This window comes from Methylobacterium sp. Gmos3, assembly GCF_056430985.1.
The window spans coordinates 306,905-320,587 of sequence record NZ_JBWJYL010000009.1 but is presented as its reverse complement, the minus strand read 5'-3'; the positions used below and the strand labels follow the sequence as shown (position 1 = coordinate 320,587).

General features: G+C 71.0%; 15 protein-coding genes and 1 tRNA gene. 6 read left to right on the top strand and 10 right to left on the bottom strand.

The window, feature by feature from the left end:
- The first annotated feature begins 54 nt into the window (after positions 1 to 54).
- Both ACS5Q7_RS20560 and ACS5Q7_RS20555 read left to right on the top strand, forming a co-directional pair.
- A tRNA-Pro gene (locus ACS5Q7_RS20560) sits at positions 55 to 132 on the top strand.
- Positions 133 to 605: 473 nt separating this feature from the next.
- Positions 606 to 818 carry a hypothetical protein gene (locus tag ACS5Q7_RS20555; RefSeq protein ID WP_478341108.1) on the top strand — a complete coding sequence of 71 codons (213 nt, stop codon included), beginning with the start codon at positions 606 to 608 and terminating at the stop codon, positions 816 to 818.
- A gap of 3 nt (positions 819 to 821) precedes the next feature.
- Here the strand turns inward: ACS5Q7_RS20555 and ACS5Q7_RS20550 are convergent, their stop codons facing one another.
- Both ACS5Q7_RS20550 and ACS5Q7_RS20545 read right to left on the bottom strand, forming a co-directional pair.
- Positions 822 to 2,177, bottom strand: coding sequence for an NAD(P)H-dependent oxidoreductase (locus ACS5Q7_RS20550; protein ID WP_478341107.1), 1,356 nt, complete (start codon positions 2,175 to 2,177; stop codon positions 822 to 824).
- A 66-nt stretch (positions 2,178 to 2,243) separates the two neighbouring features.
- On the bottom strand, positions 2,244 to 3,164 hold the full coding sequence (locus ACS5Q7_RS20545; RefSeq protein ID WP_478341106.1) for a bestrophin family protein: 921 nt from the start codon (positions 3,162 to 3,164) through the stop codon (positions 2,244 to 2,246).
- A gap of 180 nt (positions 3,165 to 3,344) precedes the next feature.
- Here ACS5Q7_RS20545 and fabD point away from each other — a divergent pair, with 180 nt between their 5' ends.
- The 4 genes from fabD (at position 3,345) to fabF (ending at position 6,902) form a co-directional block, all read left to right on the top strand.
- The gene (gene fabD, locus ACS5Q7_RS20540; RefSeq protein WP_478341105.1) at positions 3,345 to 4,277 is read left to right on the top strand and encodes an ACP S-malonyltransferase; all 933 of its coding nucleotides are present in this window, start codon (positions 3,345 to 3,347) and stop codon (positions 4,275 to 4,277) included.
- A 20-nt stretch (positions 4,278 to 4,297) separates the two neighbouring features.
- Positions 4,298 to 5,035, top strand: coding sequence for a 3-oxoacyl-[acyl-carrier-protein] reductase (fabG, locus tag ACS5Q7_RS20535; protein ID WP_478341104.1), 738 nt, complete (start codon positions 4,298 to 4,300; stop codon positions 5,033 to 5,035).
- Between the two features lie 277 nt (positions 5,036 to 5,312).
- On the top strand, positions 5,313 to 5,552 hold the full coding sequence (locus ACS5Q7_RS20530) for an acyl carrier protein (protein WP_007559070.1): 240 nt from the start codon (positions 5,313 to 5,315) through the stop codon (positions 5,550 to 5,552).
- A 90-nt stretch (positions 5,553 to 5,642) separates the two neighbouring features.
- Positions 5,643 to 6,902 carry a beta-ketoacyl-ACP synthase II gene (gene fabF, locus ACS5Q7_RS20525; protein ID WP_478341103.1) on the top strand — a complete coding sequence of 420 codons (1,260 nt, stop codon included), beginning with the start codon at positions 5,643 to 5,645 and terminating at the stop codon, positions 6,900 to 6,902.
- A 300-nt stretch (positions 6,903 to 7,202) separates the two neighbouring features.
- Here fabF and ACS5Q7_RS20520 read toward each other — a convergent pair whose 3' ends face one another.
- The 8 genes from ACS5Q7_RS20520 to ACS5Q7_RS20485 form a co-directional block, all read right to left on the bottom strand.
- A complete protein-coding gene (locus ACS5Q7_RS20520) occupies positions 7,203 to 7,373 on the bottom strand; it encodes a hypothetical protein (protein WP_478341102.1) in 171 nt (56 codons plus the stop codon).
- Positions 7,374 to 7,687: 314 nt separating this feature from the next.
- On the bottom strand, positions 7,688 to 8,323 hold the full coding sequence (locus tag ACS5Q7_RS20515; protein WP_478341101.1) for a YidB family protein: 636 nt from the start codon (positions 8,321 to 8,323) through the stop codon (positions 7,688 to 7,690).
- Positions 8,324 to 8,363: 40 nt separating this feature from the next.
- On the bottom strand, positions 8,364 to 8,630 hold the full coding sequence (locus tag ACS5Q7_RS20510) for a hypothetical protein (protein WP_478341100.1): 267 nt from the start codon (positions 8,628 to 8,630) through the stop codon (positions 8,364 to 8,366).
- Between the two features lie 64 nt (positions 8,631 to 8,694).
- Positions 8,695 to 8,967 carry a hypothetical protein gene (locus tag ACS5Q7_RS20505; protein ID WP_478341099.1) on the bottom strand — a complete coding sequence of 91 codons (273 nt, stop codon included), beginning with the start codon at positions 8,965 to 8,967 and terminating at the stop codon, positions 8,695 to 8,697.
- Positions 8,964 to 10,859 carry a BON domain-containing protein gene (locus ACS5Q7_RS20500; RefSeq protein ID WP_478341098.1) on the bottom strand — a complete coding sequence of 632 codons (1,896 nt, stop codon included), beginning with the start codon at positions 10,857 to 10,859 and terminating at the stop codon, positions 8,964 to 8,966. The genes ACS5Q7_RS20505 and ACS5Q7_RS20500 overlap by 4 nt, the downstream gene beginning before the upstream one ends.
- Positions 10,860 to 10,934: 75 nt before the next feature.
- Positions 10,935 to 12,746: an ATP-binding cassette domain-containing protein gene (locus tag ACS5Q7_RS20495; protein WP_478341097.1), complete on the bottom strand. Its 1,812-nt coding sequence runs from the start codon at positions 12,744 to 12,746 to the stop codon at positions 10,935 to 10,937.
- Between the two features lie 141 nt (positions 12,747 to 12,887).
- A complete protein-coding gene (locus ACS5Q7_RS20490; RefSeq protein ID WP_478341096.1) occupies positions 12,888 to 13,109 on the bottom strand; it encodes a hypothetical protein in 222 nt (73 codons plus the stop codon).
- Positions 13,110 to 13,168: 59 nt separating this feature from the next.
- Positions 13,169 to 13,483: a polyhydroxyalkanoic acid system family protein gene (locus ACS5Q7_RS20485; RefSeq protein ID WP_478341095.1), complete on the bottom strand. Its 315-nt coding sequence runs from the start codon at positions 13,481 to 13,483 to the stop codon at positions 13,169 to 13,171.
- Positions 13,484 to 13,683: the final 200 nt, after the last annotated feature.

Genomic DNA, 13,683 nt, shown 5'->3' with positions numbered 1-13,683 from the left:
GGGCTTGCCTTGCCGGGCGCGAAGACGCTAAGAGCCGCGGACCCTTCGGGGCGTCGGAGTGTAGCGCAGCCCGGTTAGCGCACTAGTCTGGGGGACTAGGGGTCGTGGGTTCGAATCCCGCCACTCCGACCATCGATCCGCCCGAGAGGCGCGAGTGACAGGCGGCCTTCGGGTCGCCTTTCTCGTTTCAGGACCGCCCCCTGCCCGTCATCGTCGCAGCGAGCCCAGCAGGCTGCTGCAGATGTCCGGCGAGGGCGATCATCGTTCTCGGGATGTGGGGCGAAAAGCCCTCCGCCACCGTCTTTGCGAGCGCAGCGAAGCAATACAGGGATGCGCCACGTTCGGAAACGGCCCGCTGGCCCTGGATTGCTTCGCTGCGCTCGCAAAGACGATACGAAGCGAACCGAAACCGCTCTCGCCGGAAGCCGAAGATTATTCAGAATTTGCGTGCAGTGCCGCAATCAAACTCGTGCGCTCGACAGGCAGACATCTTGCCGGCGAACATGATACTGCAATTTTAGGCATTAACCTCAGTTCAACCAGCGATGAACGCAAGCAAAAGTTGATCGTTGTCAGGCATCGGCAAGACGATACCGGTGAAGCCCATGCCCCATTCGATCTTCATTCGCGAGCGGAAGGCCGAAACCACGCGGCCACCCGAACTGATCGCCTACGACATCGACAGCGTTTCGCTGGCAAACCGCCTCGTGCGGCGCATCGCCAAGTCGTTCCGGGCCAACGGGCACGATCCCAAGACCGGGCGCCGCTGGTTCCAATCGAAGCGCAGCATCTTCGATATCTACCGCTGGCAGCAATAGCGCTCAGACCACGCCGAGTTCGGCGCGGAACAGGGCCTCCATGTCCCGGCGGACTCGGATCGCCTCCTGGCCCTCGTCGAAGCTCACGTCGCTCCAGCGCACGGGGCGCCCCGCCGGGACGTCGTTCCGCAGCACCATGTTGTGGGCGAGGCCGATCGGCAGTGCGTCCTGCGCCAGGGCGTCGGCGGCGGGCATCAGCTTGCCGTAGACGGTAAAGCCGCCCTCGCCGTCGAGCCTCTCCCCGGCCTTCAGGGCGCGCTTGGCGGTGGCGGCGACGTCGCCGCGCCACGCGGTGGTGGCCCCCGTCGCCTCGCCCCGGATCGCGATGGAGGCGACCGAGATGCCGAGTTCCAGCCCGATCAGGTGATAGGGCTTGTAGGTGGCGGCGTAGCGGCCGGTGCTGTCGGTCTTCAGGCCGTATTGCGCGAAGCACTCCGCGACGTAGCGGCTCGGCGCCTCGAACACCGCGTAGACGCCCCAGCGCAGGTCGCGGAACACCGGGCGCCCGTCCCGCTCCAGGGACGAGACCACCTCCACCGTCCCTGTCTCGGCGAGGATGCCGCCGTCGGAGATCGGCCGCAGCAGGGTCGGCAGGTCATCCACGCCGCAGGCCGGGAAGGCGAGGCCGTCGCGCGGGGGCGTGAGGCCGCAGGCATTGGCCACCGCCGCCATCTCCAGCGCCGACTTGGTGCCGTCGAGAAATGAGTTGAACATCTGGCGGTTGAAATCGCCGCCGGCCACCTGCTCCTCGGTGAAGCCGTAATGGCCCCACACCGTATCGGGGGTGGAGGCGTGGTAGACCGGCAGGTACTTCGTGCCCTTGCCGGCGCAGACGACATCGAGCCCGATGGTGCGCGCCCAATCGACCAGTTCGGCGATGAGCGCGGGCTGGTCGCCGGAGGCCATGCTGTAGAGGATGCCCGCCTCGGCGGCCTTCCGCGCGAGGTAGGGGCCGGCGAGCACGTCCGCCTCGACATTGACCATCACCACGTGCTTGCGGTGCTCGCAGGCCTTGAGGACGTGGTGGATGCCCGCCGCCGGGCTGCCGGTGGCGTCGATGACGATGTCGATGAACGGGCTGGCGATCATCCCGTCCGCGTCGTCGGTCACGCAGGTCGTGCCCTCGCGGGACGCCTGTTCGAGGGTCGCGGCGCCGAAGCGCTCGTCGGCCCAGCCGACGCGGCGCAGGGAGTCCATGGCGCGTGGCGGCGAGAGGTCGGCCACCGCGACGAGGTGGATGCCGAGGGTGCGCGGCGCCTGCGAGAGATACATCGAGCCGAACTTGCCGGCCCCGATCAGCCCCACGCGGACGGGCCGCTTCTCCTGCGCGCGACGCTGCAATTGCGCGAACAACGACATGGCCTCTCCTCCCGGATTTTTGCCGAACGGTGCAGCACGATCCGGGACGGGGAGCAAGACCGCCGGTCAGCGCAACCAGTAACGGTCGGCCGCCATCGGCGGCGGCAGCGGGTCGCCCAGGGCGTCGAGGATTGTGCGTTCGACGGTGCGGAGCATCGCGTCGAGGGGCAGGTCGTTGGGCGCCGTGCCGAACGGCTCCTCCAGTTCGTCGCCGAGGGCATCGAGACCGAAGAATGTGTAGGCGACCAGCGCCACGGCGAAGGGCGTCGCCCAGCCCAGCGAGCCGGACAGCCCCACCGGCAGGAACAGGCAGTAGAGCCACGCCGTCCGGTAGACGAGGAGCGTGTAGGCGAAGGGCACGGGCGTGTGGCGGATGCGCTCGCAGGCGGTCTGGATCGCGCAGAGGTCCGAGACCTTCCGTTCGAGCAGGCCGAACAGCACGTCGGTGATCGCCCCCGCCCGCATCGCCGCCGCGAGGTCGCCGAGGAGCGGCCGGAGGGTGGCGTCCACGGGGCTCGGCCGGTCGCGCAGGGCGGCGGCCTCGTCCTCGCTCAGCCATGCGGCGGCGGCCTGCGCCTCGTCCCCGTCGCGGAGCGAGGCATGGAGGGCGCTGGTGAAGGCGATCACCCGCAGGAGGCTCGCCCGGCGCAGGGCGGCGTGCGCCTCCCCCGGCAGCAAAGCGGGGATGGTGCGGGCCAGCCCCCGCGTCTCGACGATGAGCGCGCCCCAGACCTTCCGCGCCTCCCACCAGCGGTCGTAGCAGGCGTTGTTGCGGAAGCTGAGGAAGATCGACAGGGCGAGGCCGATCAGCGTGAACGGCCCGACCCCGGCGGTGACGGGGAAGGCCCAGGGCCAGCGCTGCTCGGCGGCGACGACGACCACCGAGAAGGCGGTGATCCCGATCACCGTCGGCGCCACCTGCGGCAGGATCGAGCCGCGCAGGGCGAACAGGACGGTGATGAGCGTGGGGCGTGGGCGGACGATCATGCCCGCTCTGTGCCACGGGCGCGGGCGCTTGGCAGCCTCTTCCGTAAGGGCCACGATTGTGCGCCGCGTTGTTGACAACGCGCCGCAACGGGTGCGACTGCGCCGCCTTCGTTAACGAGGGGTCTCCGCCGCGCCGGGAGGGGCACCCCGGAGGGGGCGGCGCTGGGCGTCGCGGCTGGAATGCGCGCACTCATCTTTCCGGGCCAGGGCAGCCAGGCCGTGGGCATGGCCAAGGATCTGGCGGCGGAATTCCCGCAGGCGCGGGCCGTGCTCGACGAGGTCGACGACGCCCTGAACCAGAAGCTCTCGCACCTGATGGCCGAGGGTCCGGCCGACGAGCTGACGCTCACCGCCAACGCCCAGCCGGCCCTGATGGCCGCGAGCCTCGCGGCGCTGCGCGTGCTGGAAGCCGAGAAGGGCCTGGACCTGACGCGGGACGTGGCCTGCGTCGCCGGCCATTCGCTCGGCGAATACGCGGCGCTCGCCGCCGCCGGCTCGCTCTCCATCACCGACGCCGCGCGCCTTCTCCGCATCCGGGGCGAGGCGATGCAGGCGGCGATGCCCCCCGGCGCCGGGGCCATGGCAGCGCTGATCGGCACCGATCTCGCCGCCGCCCACGCCCTGGCCGAGGAAGCGGCGCTGGGCGAGGTCTGCGATGTCGCCAACGACAATGGCGGCGGGCAGGTGGTGCTCTCCGGCAGCCGCGCCGCCGTCGAGCGGGCGGTCGCCCTCGCCCCCTCGAAGGGAATCAAGCGCGCGGTGATGCTCAACGTCTCCGCGCCGTTCCATTGCCGCCTGATGGCGCCCGCCGCCATGCGGATGTCGCAGGCGCTCGCGGCGGTGGAGCTGAATGCCCCGCGCGTGCCGCTCTACGCCAACGTCACCGCCGCGCCGGTCGGCGGGCCGGACGAGATCCGCGCCGCCCTGGTGGAGCAGGTCACCGGCACCGTCCGCTGGCGCGAGAGCATCGCCGCCATGGCCGAATCCGGCGTGGACCGCTTCGTCGAACTCGGCGCGGGCAAGGTCCTCGCCGGCCTCGTCAAGCGCATCGCCCCCGGCGCGCAGGCCGTTTCGGTCGGCACCCCGGCCGACGTCGCCGCCTTCGCGCTCTGATCACGAACGGAACCCGACCCATGTTCGATCTGACCGGCCGGAAGGCCCTCGTCACCGGCGCGACCGGCGGCCTCGGCGGCGCCATCGCCCGCGGCCTGCACGCGGCGGGCGCCACGGTCGCCCTGTCGGGCACCCGCGCCGAGGCGCTGGAGGCCCTGGCGGCGGAACTCGGGGAGCGCACCGCGATCGTGCCTGCGAACCTCGCCGACACCGCCTCCGTCGAGGCGCTGGTGCCCTCTGCCGAGGCGGCCATCGGCCCGCTGGACATCCTGGTGAACAACGCCGGCATCACCCGCGACAACCTCTTCATGCGGATGAAGGACGAGGAGTGGGATTCGGTCATCGCCGTGAACCTCACCGCCGCCTTCCGCCTGTCGCGGGCGGCGGTGAAGGGCATGATGCGCCGCCGCTACGGCCGGATCATCGGCATCGGCTCGGTGGTCGGCACCACCGGCAATCCCGGCCAGGGCAACTACGCCGCCGCGAAGGCCGGCCTCGTGGGCCTCACCAAGGCGCTGGCGGGCGAGGTCGCCTCGCGCGGGATCACCGTGAACTGCATCGCGCCGGGATTCATTTCCTCGCCGATGACCGACGCGCTCAACGAGAAGCAGCGCGAGGGCATCCTCACCCGCGTGCCGGCGGGGCGCCTCGGCGAGGGCGCGGAAGTGGCGGCGGCGGCGCTTTATCTGGCTTCTGCGGAGGCGGGCTATGTCACCGGCCAGACTTTGCACGTGAACGGCGGCATGGCGATGATCTGACCGGAAACGGGGTCAAGGCACTGGAAAACCACACCTCTGAACGGTTTGTGAACGGCCTCTCGCCAGCGCCGGAACCCTGTGCTACCACCCGGTTCAGCCGTACAGGGGGTTGACGGTTAAGCGGGTTTTCAGTCCAAAGCCCCTGCATCGGGGCTAACCCGGTTCACCTCGAAACACGCGCGATCGGACACCGGCTCTCCAGTGCCCTCAGGCAAGGTGAGCCACGGCCCACAAGAAAACGCGAACAGAGACCAGCAAGGACGAGGACGCAAGACCGATGAGCGATATCGCTGAGCGCGTGAAGAAGATCGTTGTCGAACACCTGGGCGTGGAGCCCGAGAAGGTGGTCGAGAGCGCCAACTTCATCGACGACCTCGGTGCCGACAGCCTCGACACCGTCGAGCTGGTCATGGCCTTCGAGGAAGAGTTCAACGTCGAAATCCCGGACGACGCCGCCGAGACCATCCAGACGGTCGGGGACGCGGTGAAGTTCCTGGAGAAGAACTCGGCCGCCTGAGGGGCTGACGCGAGTTTTCACGCGGCGCGGATGAGGCGGTTTCGCCCCCGCGCCGTTATTCGTTTTTGAAGGACTGACGGGACGGAAGCGATGCGGCGGGTTGTGGTCACGGGTCTGGGGATGGTCACGCCGCTGGGCAGCGGGGTGGAGCACACCTGGAGCCGGCTGATCGCGGGGGATAGCGGGGCCGCGACGATCCGGGGCTTCGAATCGGCCGACCTGCCGTGCCGGATCGCCTGTCAGATCCCCTTCGGCGACGGGTCGGACGGCTCGTTCAACCCCGATTCCGCCATGGATCCCAAGGAACAGCGCAAGGTCGATCCGTTCATCGTCTACGCGGTGGCGGCGGCGGACGAGGCGCTGGCCGACGCGAACTGGCACCCGACCGACGAGGAAGACCGCTGCGCCACGGGCGTGCTGATCGGCTCCGGCATCGGCGGCATCGGCGGCATCTACGACGCCTCGGTGACCCTGCACGATAAGGGGCCGCGCCGCATCTCGCCGTTCTTCATTCCCGGCCGCATCATCAACCTCGCCTCGGGCCAGGTCTCGATCAAGCACGGGCTGAAGGGTCCGAACCACGCGGTGGTCACCGCCTGTTCGACCGGAGCGCACGCCATCGGCGACGCGAGCCGCCTCATCGCGCTGGGCGATGCCGACGTGATGGTGGCGGGCGGCGCCGAATCGCCGGTGAACCGCCTCTCCATCGCGGGCTTCTCGGCCTGCCGCGCCCTCTCCACCGGCTTCAACGACGCCCCGGAGAAGGCCTCCCGCCCCTACGACAAGGACCGCGACGGCTTCGTGATGGGCGAAGGCGCGGGCATCGTGGTGCTGGAGGAATACGAGCACGCCAAGGCGCGCGGCGCGAAGATCTACGCCGAGATCGTCGGCTACGGCCTCTCGGGCGATGCCTACCACATCACCTCCCCCTCCCCGGACGGGGACGGCGCCTTCCGCTGCATGACGGCGGCCGTGAAGCGGGCGGGGATCGACCCGGCCGAGATCGACTACATCAACGCCCACGGCACCTCGACGCCCATGGGCGACGAGCTGGAGCTGAAGGCGGTGGAACGCCTCCTCGGCGACGGCGCGGCCAAGGCCACCATGTCCTCGACCAAGAGCGCGGTGGGCCACCTCCTCGGCGCGGCCGGCGCGGTGGAGGCGATCTTCTCGGTCCTCACCATCCGCGACGGCGTGATCCCGCCGACGCTGAACCTCGACAACCCGAGCGTCGAGACGAAGATCGACCTCGTGCCGCACGAGGCCAAGCGCAAGCGCGTGGACATCGCCCTGTCGAACTCCTTCGGCTTCGGCGGGACGAACGCCTCGCTGGTGATGCGGCGGGTCTGAGCTTTCCAGAACGCCCCGACACGTCCCTCATCCTGAATATCTGACGGGGAGGCGCCCCCTCTCCCCGCCTGCGGGGAGAGGCCCACTGACACCTTGTCGTGTCAGGGGGAAGCGCAGGCGAAGCCGGAGCGGCGGTGAGGGGGCTCGCCGAATGAGACGCACCCGGCAGCCCCCCTCACCCCCGGCTGCCGCCTTGCCGCGCCGACGACAAGGTCGTCGCGGCCCTCTCCCCGCAGGCGGGGCGAGGGGATTGCACACCTTCCCGGTCAGGCTCTCGGCATGAAGGTTCGGGGACGTGCCTTACGCCGCCCGCGTGGGCTGCTCGACCGGCTTCGTCAGCAGCGTCACGATCTGCATCAGCATCGCCCGTGAGCGGCAGTGAAGGGGATCGCGCGGCCATGCGTTGGGCAGGGCCTCGACGGTGGCGCGGAGCAGCGCCAGTCGCTGCTTGGTGTCGGCGAAGTCGGACATCCTCAACTCCCGGAAGGCCCGTGTCCGCGGTACGCCCCCGCTGACGAGCCCTGGACCACCCATAGTCGGGGAGTGGGAAAACCGAACAGAGACGGCTCCTACGACCTTTAGCACCGGAGCGCCTGGACATACGTCGCAGGCTCCCCGACCGCATGGTCAAGGAAGATGGTGCCCAAGCGGCGGGCACCAAGCCTCTCTGTTAGGGGCTTCCCAACCCCAGGGCGGCGCGTACCGCCCCACCCGCCAATAGGCCGCCGGCGGACCCGGCGGTCAAGGGGGTGGAGGGCATTTGGTCCCAGGAGAAGGCAGGGGTCTTAGGGCACCCGCCCCTCGGGCGTCAGCCGATGCACCACCTCCGGCAGCGCCTGCGACAGCTCGCTGAGCAGCGCCGAGCGATCCATCCCGGTCTCGCGCTCCAGCGTCGCGACGGTGTCGCTGCCGAGCGCATGGGCGAGCTGGTCCGGGTCGATGGCATGGTTGGCGCCGTGGCCGATCCACGAACCGATCACGTCGCCGAGCCCCGCATTGCGGAAACGGTCCACCAGGGGTCCGAGACCGCCGATCTCCTCGGGATCGGGGCGGGCCTGACTTCCGCCACCGCCGCCGCCGAGCATCCCCGACAGGTCATCGAAGCCGCTGCCGGGCAGCGATTCGTCCGCCGGTCCGTCCGTGGAGGGGCCGGTATCGCGACGACCGCCATATTGGTCGAACCCGCCTATATCGCCGGGCTCGTCGCGCGGCATCGGCTGCGGCGGGCGGGTGCCAGTGCGGTCGGCCTCCGGGCCGGGCTCGCCCTGGCGTCCCTGGCCGAAGATGTCGCCGAAGCCGCCGCTGGCGCCCTTGGCGAGGAGCAGCATCAGCAGCGCCTTCACCACCGGCGACATCCCGCCCTGCCGGCCGCCGAAGACCTGCCCGAGAACGCCGCCGATCACCGATTCCAGCATGCCCATGAGCCCCTCCCCGTTCGCGTCAAGTCGCGATCCTAGACCGTCATTTGTTCCGGCGCATGGAGTCCGGCAGGTGATCGAGCGGGTCCACGCGCTGGGTCTTGCCCTTGTCCTCGGCCATGACCTCCGTCGACGGCTTCAGGGCGCTGGGCGGCGCGACGCGGCCGGTCGGTTGCTCGGCGGCGCCGCCCTTCACCGTGGAGGTGCCAGCTGGCAGCGTCCCGGCGGTGGGCTGGTCGATGGCGCTGGCGGCGGATTGGGCGGCGGCGGGCCCGGCGGCGAGAAGGCCGGCGAAAAGGGCGATCGTCAACGGGAATCGGCGCAAGCTCGGTCTCCGGCATGAAGCGGCGGCGGGCGGATGCCCTGCTGGCCGATCAACGTCCCGCGCCGGTCGTTCGGTTCCCCATGGCGCCGAGCGCGCAGCCCGCGAGATAGAGGGGCAGCATCAGCGCCGCCCCTTCGAGCCAGAGGCCGGGCAGGCCCGGCACCGCCTGGGCGGCGGCGAGCAGCATCAGCACGAGGGCGAGGCCGGAGAGACCCCAGGGGATCGCCCGGCTTTCGGGCCAACCGGACAGGAAACCCACGGCGCAGCCGAGCAGGATCGCACCGGCGAGGCCGGGCCAGAAGGCGGTGAGAAGCAGGGTCACGGCGCCAGCGCCACCGTCGCGGGGCCGGCGGCCCTGTCGGGACCCGCCGAGACCTGCCCCGGCCGCATCCCCGCCTGGAGGAGGTATTCCACCAAGGCCTGCGCCCGCTGCCGGGCGAGGCCGGAGGCTTCCTCCTCCGGCGGCTTGGCCTCGGGGGTGGGCTCCGGCGCCTTCTCGGCCTTGGCCTTGCCGGGCTTCTCGGTGGGCTTCTTCTCGGCCGGCTTCTTCTCGGCGTCCTTTGCCGGCTTCTTCGGCTCCTCCGTGGGCGGCGGCTTGGCGCCGGGCGGGTCGGCAGGGCCGGAGACCGCCACGCGCAGGTCCGGGCAGGTCTTGGCGAGGGCGGCGAGGGCATCGAGGCCCGGATAGAAAGCGGGCGTCAGCGCCGTGCTGCCCACCGCGAAGCGCCAATCCGCCGTGGCGGTCGCGGCGGCGACGCCCTGGCGGCAGGATTCCCCGTCGCGCCTTGTGTCCGGCTCCTTCGCGGAGACGGCGACTTCTCCGGTCCATCCGGGGGGCAGCAGGGCGGCGACCTTCTCCGGCGCGCGGTCGGCGGCCTCGGGATAGAGGCTTTCGCCGGTGAGGGAGACGCTGCGGTCGGTGAGGGCCGCCTCGCCCGTGGCGAGGGTGGAAAGCAGGGCGGCCGCGCCGTCGAGGGCGCTCGCGAGCCCGGCCGGGGCGCCCTCGGCGAGGCGGGTGCGGTCGATCACCTTTTCGCGGAACGCACGCTGGCGCAGGGCGGCGAGCACCCGGCGGCGGGTCTCCTCGTCGGGCAGGTGGCCGCTCACCGTCAGCGCCTCCGGCGTGCGGCGCAGGCTCACCCGGTAGGGCGACAGGGGCTTGGCGGCGAGCGTCACCGTGCCTTCGGCGATGCCGGCGGGGCGGCCCTCCTTCACCAGCGCCTGCGCCTCGGGGATCGCCTGCGGATCGATGGCATCGCCCTTCACCGAGACCGCGCCGCCCGCATACGTGACCTCGCCGGCCTGGATCAGCCCCGCGAGCTGGCCCATGAAGTCGATGAGGCCCCGCGGATCGACCGAGCCCGGCAGGCCACGCGCGGCCTGGAGCCTGTCCTCCACCGGGCCGCCCTCGGTGAGGGTGCGAGCCATGGCGAGGGCCATCTGGCGCGCGGCCTCGGAGGGGACGTAGCCGGTGAGCGTCGCCCCCGTTCCGGTGCGGGTGAGGGCGAGGCGGTAATCGGTGATGCGCGGCGGCAGGATCTCGACCTTGCCGAGGCTGAACCCGTCCGGCGGGCGCGAGAGCGCGTTTCGCAGGGCATCGTAGGCGGCGAGGTCCACCGCCTCGCCGGAGAGGCTGAGCACCGTGTCGGTCAGCATGGCCTTGCCGCCGGGGGCGAGGCTCGGCAGGCGCGCGGCGAGGAAGGCGGCGGCGGCGGAGAAGTCGGGGGGCGCGCCCCGCGCCGCGCGGGCGGAATCGCGCAGGGGCGTGCCCGCGCCGATGGCTCCCGTCACCTCCACTTCGAGGGCCTTGCGGCCGATCTCGACCGGGCGACTGCCTTCGAGGGTCACGCCCGTGCCGCCGGTCCAGGTCGCGGCCCATTGGAAGGGCGCGGCGGTTTCCACGAGGCCGATCTCCGAGACGATCCGGCGAGGGCCGGCGAGGGCGGCGAGGCGGGCGAGGACGATGGCCCGCCCGGCCTCGTCGGGCGCCTCGCCCTGCGCCACCAGATCCCGCCCGCGCGCGGCGATGCGCAGCCACGGCTCGCCGCTGGTGAAGGTGGTCGCCGCGATGCCCTCGCCCTCGGCGGTGATCCGCGCGGCGATCCCCGGTGCGGCCCAGACGGCGAGGCCGGCCCAGAGCCCGGCCAGCGGCAGCAGGCCGGCGAGCCAGCCGGCGCGGCGCAGGGCTCGGGCGGACGTCTCGGTCTGCGGCACGGATCGGGTCCGACGGTTGGGAAGCCCCGCCATAGCACAAGGCCATTCCGGCAGTATGAAGGCGGCGCGACGGTCTCAGCCCTCGCGCAGCATTTCCAGTTCGAGCCAGCGGTCCTCGGCGGCGGCGAGGTCCGTCTCGGCCTGGGCCAGCATGGTGCTTGCCTTCTCGAACCGCGCGGGGTCGCGGGCATAGAGGCCGGCATCCGCGAGGATCGTCTTGAGCTGCACGATGCCCGCTTCGAGCTTGGCGATGCGCTCCGGCAGGGTCTTCAGTTCGTGCTGGTCCTTGAAGCCGAGCTTCGGCTTGCCGGGAGGCGGGGCGGCGCGCTCCCGAGGCTCGGCCTTCTCCGCCTTGCCCTCGGGTTTCTTGCCCGCCGCCGCGCGGGCCTCGACGCCCTTGCCGCGCTGGGTGAGCATGTCCGTATAGCCGCCGGCATATTCGACCCAGCGCCCCTCCCCCTCCGAGACGAGGACGCTGCCCACCACGCGGTCGAGGAAGTCGCGGTCGTGGCTCACGAGGAGCAGGGTGCCCTCGTAATCGTCCAGCATCTCCTGCAGCAGGTCGAGGGTTTCGAGATCGAGATCGTTGGTCGGCTCATCGAGCACGAGGAGGTTCGAGGGCTGGGCCAGGGCCTTGGCGATGAGCAGCCGGTTGCGCTCCCCGCCCGACAGCACCGAGACCGGCGTGCGCGCCTGCTCCGGCGCGAACAGGAAATCCTTCAGGTAGCCGATGACGTGCCGGCTGCGGCCGTTCACGACGACGCTGTCGCCGCGCCCGCCGGTCAGCACGTCGGTGACGGTCATGCCCGGTTCGAGGGCGGCGCGGCCCTGATCGAGGATCACCGGCTTGAGGTTCGTGCCGAGCACGATCTCTCCCGAATCGGGGGCGATCTCGCCGGTCAGCAGCTTGATGAGGGTCGACTTGCCCGCGCCGTTGGCGCCGACGATGCCGAGGCGGTCGCCGCGCATCACCCGCAGGCTCAGGTTGTCGACGATCTTGCGCTCGCCGTAGGATTTCGAGACGCCGCGCGCCTCCATCACCAGGGCGCCGGAGGATTCCGCCTCCCCCGCCTGCATGCTCACCGAGCCGACCGGGCGGCGATGCTCCCGCCGGTCCTTGCGCAGCGCGTGGAGGTTGCCGAGCCGCCGCACGTTGCGCTTGCGCCGGGCGGTGACGCCGTAGCGCAGCCAATGCTCCTCATCGGCGATCTTGCGGTCGAGCTTGTGCTGGTTACGCTCCTCCTCTTCGAGGAAGGCATCGCGCCACGCCTCGAAGCCGGAGAAGCCCTGCTCGATGCGGCGGGTCTCGCCCCGGTCGAGCCAGATCGTCGCCCGCGACAGGGAAGAGAGGAAGCGCCGGTCGTGGCTGATGAGGACGAGGGCGGCGCGGATGCCCTTCAACTCGGCTTCGAGCCATTCGATGGCCGGCAGGTCAAGATGGTTCGTCGGCTCATCAAGGAGCAGCACGTCGGGCTCGGGCGCGAGGGCACGGGCGAGCGCCACGCGGCGGCCCTCGCCGCCGGAGAGCTTGGTCGGATCCTCCTCCCCCGTCATGCCGAGGCTTTCGAGGAGGTAGCGGGCGCGATGCACCGAATCGCCCGGCGCGAGGCCGGCTTCCACGAAGTCTAGGGTGTTGGCGAAGCCTGAGAAATCCGGCTCCTGCGCGAGGTAGCGGATCGTCGTGCCGGGCTGCACGAAGAGGCGGCCCTTGTCCGGCTCCGCCAGCCCGGCGGCGATCTTCATCAGCGTCGACTTGCCGGAGCCGTTGCGGCCGACGAGACAGGTCCGGTCGCCCGGCGCGATGGTGAGATCGGCGCGGCTGATCAGCGGCGTGCCGCCGAAGGTCAGCGCGGCATCCTGGAGGGTGAGAAGCGGGGGGGCGGCCATGCGGCGCTTATGGCAGCGCTGGGGCGCGTCTTCAAACACCTCTCGTCATTGCGAGCATCGCGAAGCAATCCAGGGCAGCGGGACGTTTCCGGAGGTGGCGGATCCCTGGATTGCTTCGCTTCGCTCGCAATGACGGGGGCGTCACGCCGTCGGGTTGGCGGGGCCGGGCGGGCTGATCGGCTGGCTGCCGGGGTCGTTCACCGGAATCTCCGGCGGCTGGATGCCCGGCGCCTCGGCCGGCGTGTTGCCGGGGATCTCCGGCGAGGGGCCGGGGGCCGGCACCTGCGGCGGATCGTAGGGCGTATCGGGCGCGGGCGTCGGGGCGGGCTGGGGCACTTCCGGAACGGAGCCGGGATTCGCCATTGGGCATTCCTCCACGAGTTTTCGGCAGTCGAACGGCCCGTGGAGGCGGGATGTTCCGCCTATTTCTTGGTGAGGAGGAGCGTGCCTTCCTTGCTCGCGACCTTCTGGATCTTCTCCGCGAACAGGGCCAGCAGGAACGGCAGCTTCACTTCGAGGCGCACGCTCTCGGGGCCAACATCGATGGTGCCGGCGACCTTCTGGGCCACCGCCGAGACGCCGAAATCGAGCCGGTCGCCGGTCCAGCCCAGCTGGTCGATGGTGATGCCGCTCTTCTGCAGCAGGGCGCGGGCCTGCTCGGTCCCCTCGGTGAGGCGGCGCTTGGCCTCGGCCTGTCCGAGGTCATGCGGGATGTCGACGATGAGGGGCTTCGGCATCGGGGAAACCAGGTTGGGCGCGGGGCTCGCGCGGTCGGGAAGCCCAGACATGGGGTCGCCCTAGGCACCCGGCAACAAAGGGCGCCAACACGAAAAACGGGACGGCTCGCGCCGCCCCGTTGAGTCGTGTTCCGTCGGGGCCTTCGGCCCAACCCTGAAACGCCCCGGGCGGAGCACCGCCCGGACCGCGCCGCCGTCCC

What these genes read in the sequence shown, in the direction of transcription:
- fabF (WP_478341103.1), top strand. Translation starts at nt 5,643, where the DNA reads ATGCGGCGGGTTGTGGTCACGGGTCTGGGGATGGTCACGCCGCTGGGC.
- fabG (WP_478341104.1), top strand. Translation starts at nt 4,298, where the DNA reads ATGTTCGATCTGACCGGCCGGAAGGCCCTCGTCACCGGCGCGACCGGC.
- ACS5Q7_RS20485 (WP_478341095.1), bottom strand. Translation starts at nt 13,483, where the DNA reads ATGCCGAAGCCCCTCATCGTCGACATCCCGCATGACCTCGGACAGGCC.
- ACS5Q7_RS20495 (WP_478341097.1), bottom strand. Translation starts at nt 12,746, where the DNA reads ATGGCCGCCCCCCCGCTTCTCACCCTCCAGGATGCCGCGCTGACCTTC.
- ACS5Q7_RS20550 (WP_478341107.1), bottom strand. Translation starts at nt 2,177, where the DNA reads ATGTCGTTGTTCGCGCAATTGCAGCGTCGCGCGCAGGAGAAGCGGCCC.
- fabD (WP_478341105.1), top strand. Translation starts at nt 3,345, where the DNA reads ATGCGCGCACTCATCTTTCCGGGCCAGGGCAGCCAGGCCGTGGGCATG.
- ACS5Q7_RS20545 (WP_478341106.1), bottom strand. Translation starts at nt 3,164, where the DNA reads ATGATCGTCCGCCCACGCCCCACGCTCATCACCGTCCTGTTCGCCCTG.
- ACS5Q7_RS20520 (WP_478341102.1), bottom strand. Translation starts at nt 7,373, where the DNA reads ATGTCCGACTTCGCCGACACCAAGCAGCGACTGGCGCTGCTCCGCGCC.
- ACS5Q7_RS20530 (WP_007559070.1), top strand. Translation starts at nt 5,313, where the DNA reads ATGAGCGATATCGCTGAGCGCGTGAAGAAGATCGTTGTCGAACACCTG.
- ACS5Q7_RS20555 (WP_478341108.1), top strand. Translation starts at nt 606, where the DNA reads ATGCCCCATTCGATCTTCATTCGCGAGCGGAAGGCCGAAACCACGCGG.
- ACS5Q7_RS20490 (WP_478341096.1), bottom strand. Translation starts at nt 13,109, where the DNA reads ATGGCGAATCCCGGCTCCGTTCCGGAAGTGCCCCAGCCCGCCCCGACG.
- ACS5Q7_RS20515 (WP_478341101.1), bottom strand. Translation starts at nt 8,323, where the DNA reads ATGGGCATGCTGGAATCGGTGATCGGCGGCGTTCTCGGGCAGGTCTTC.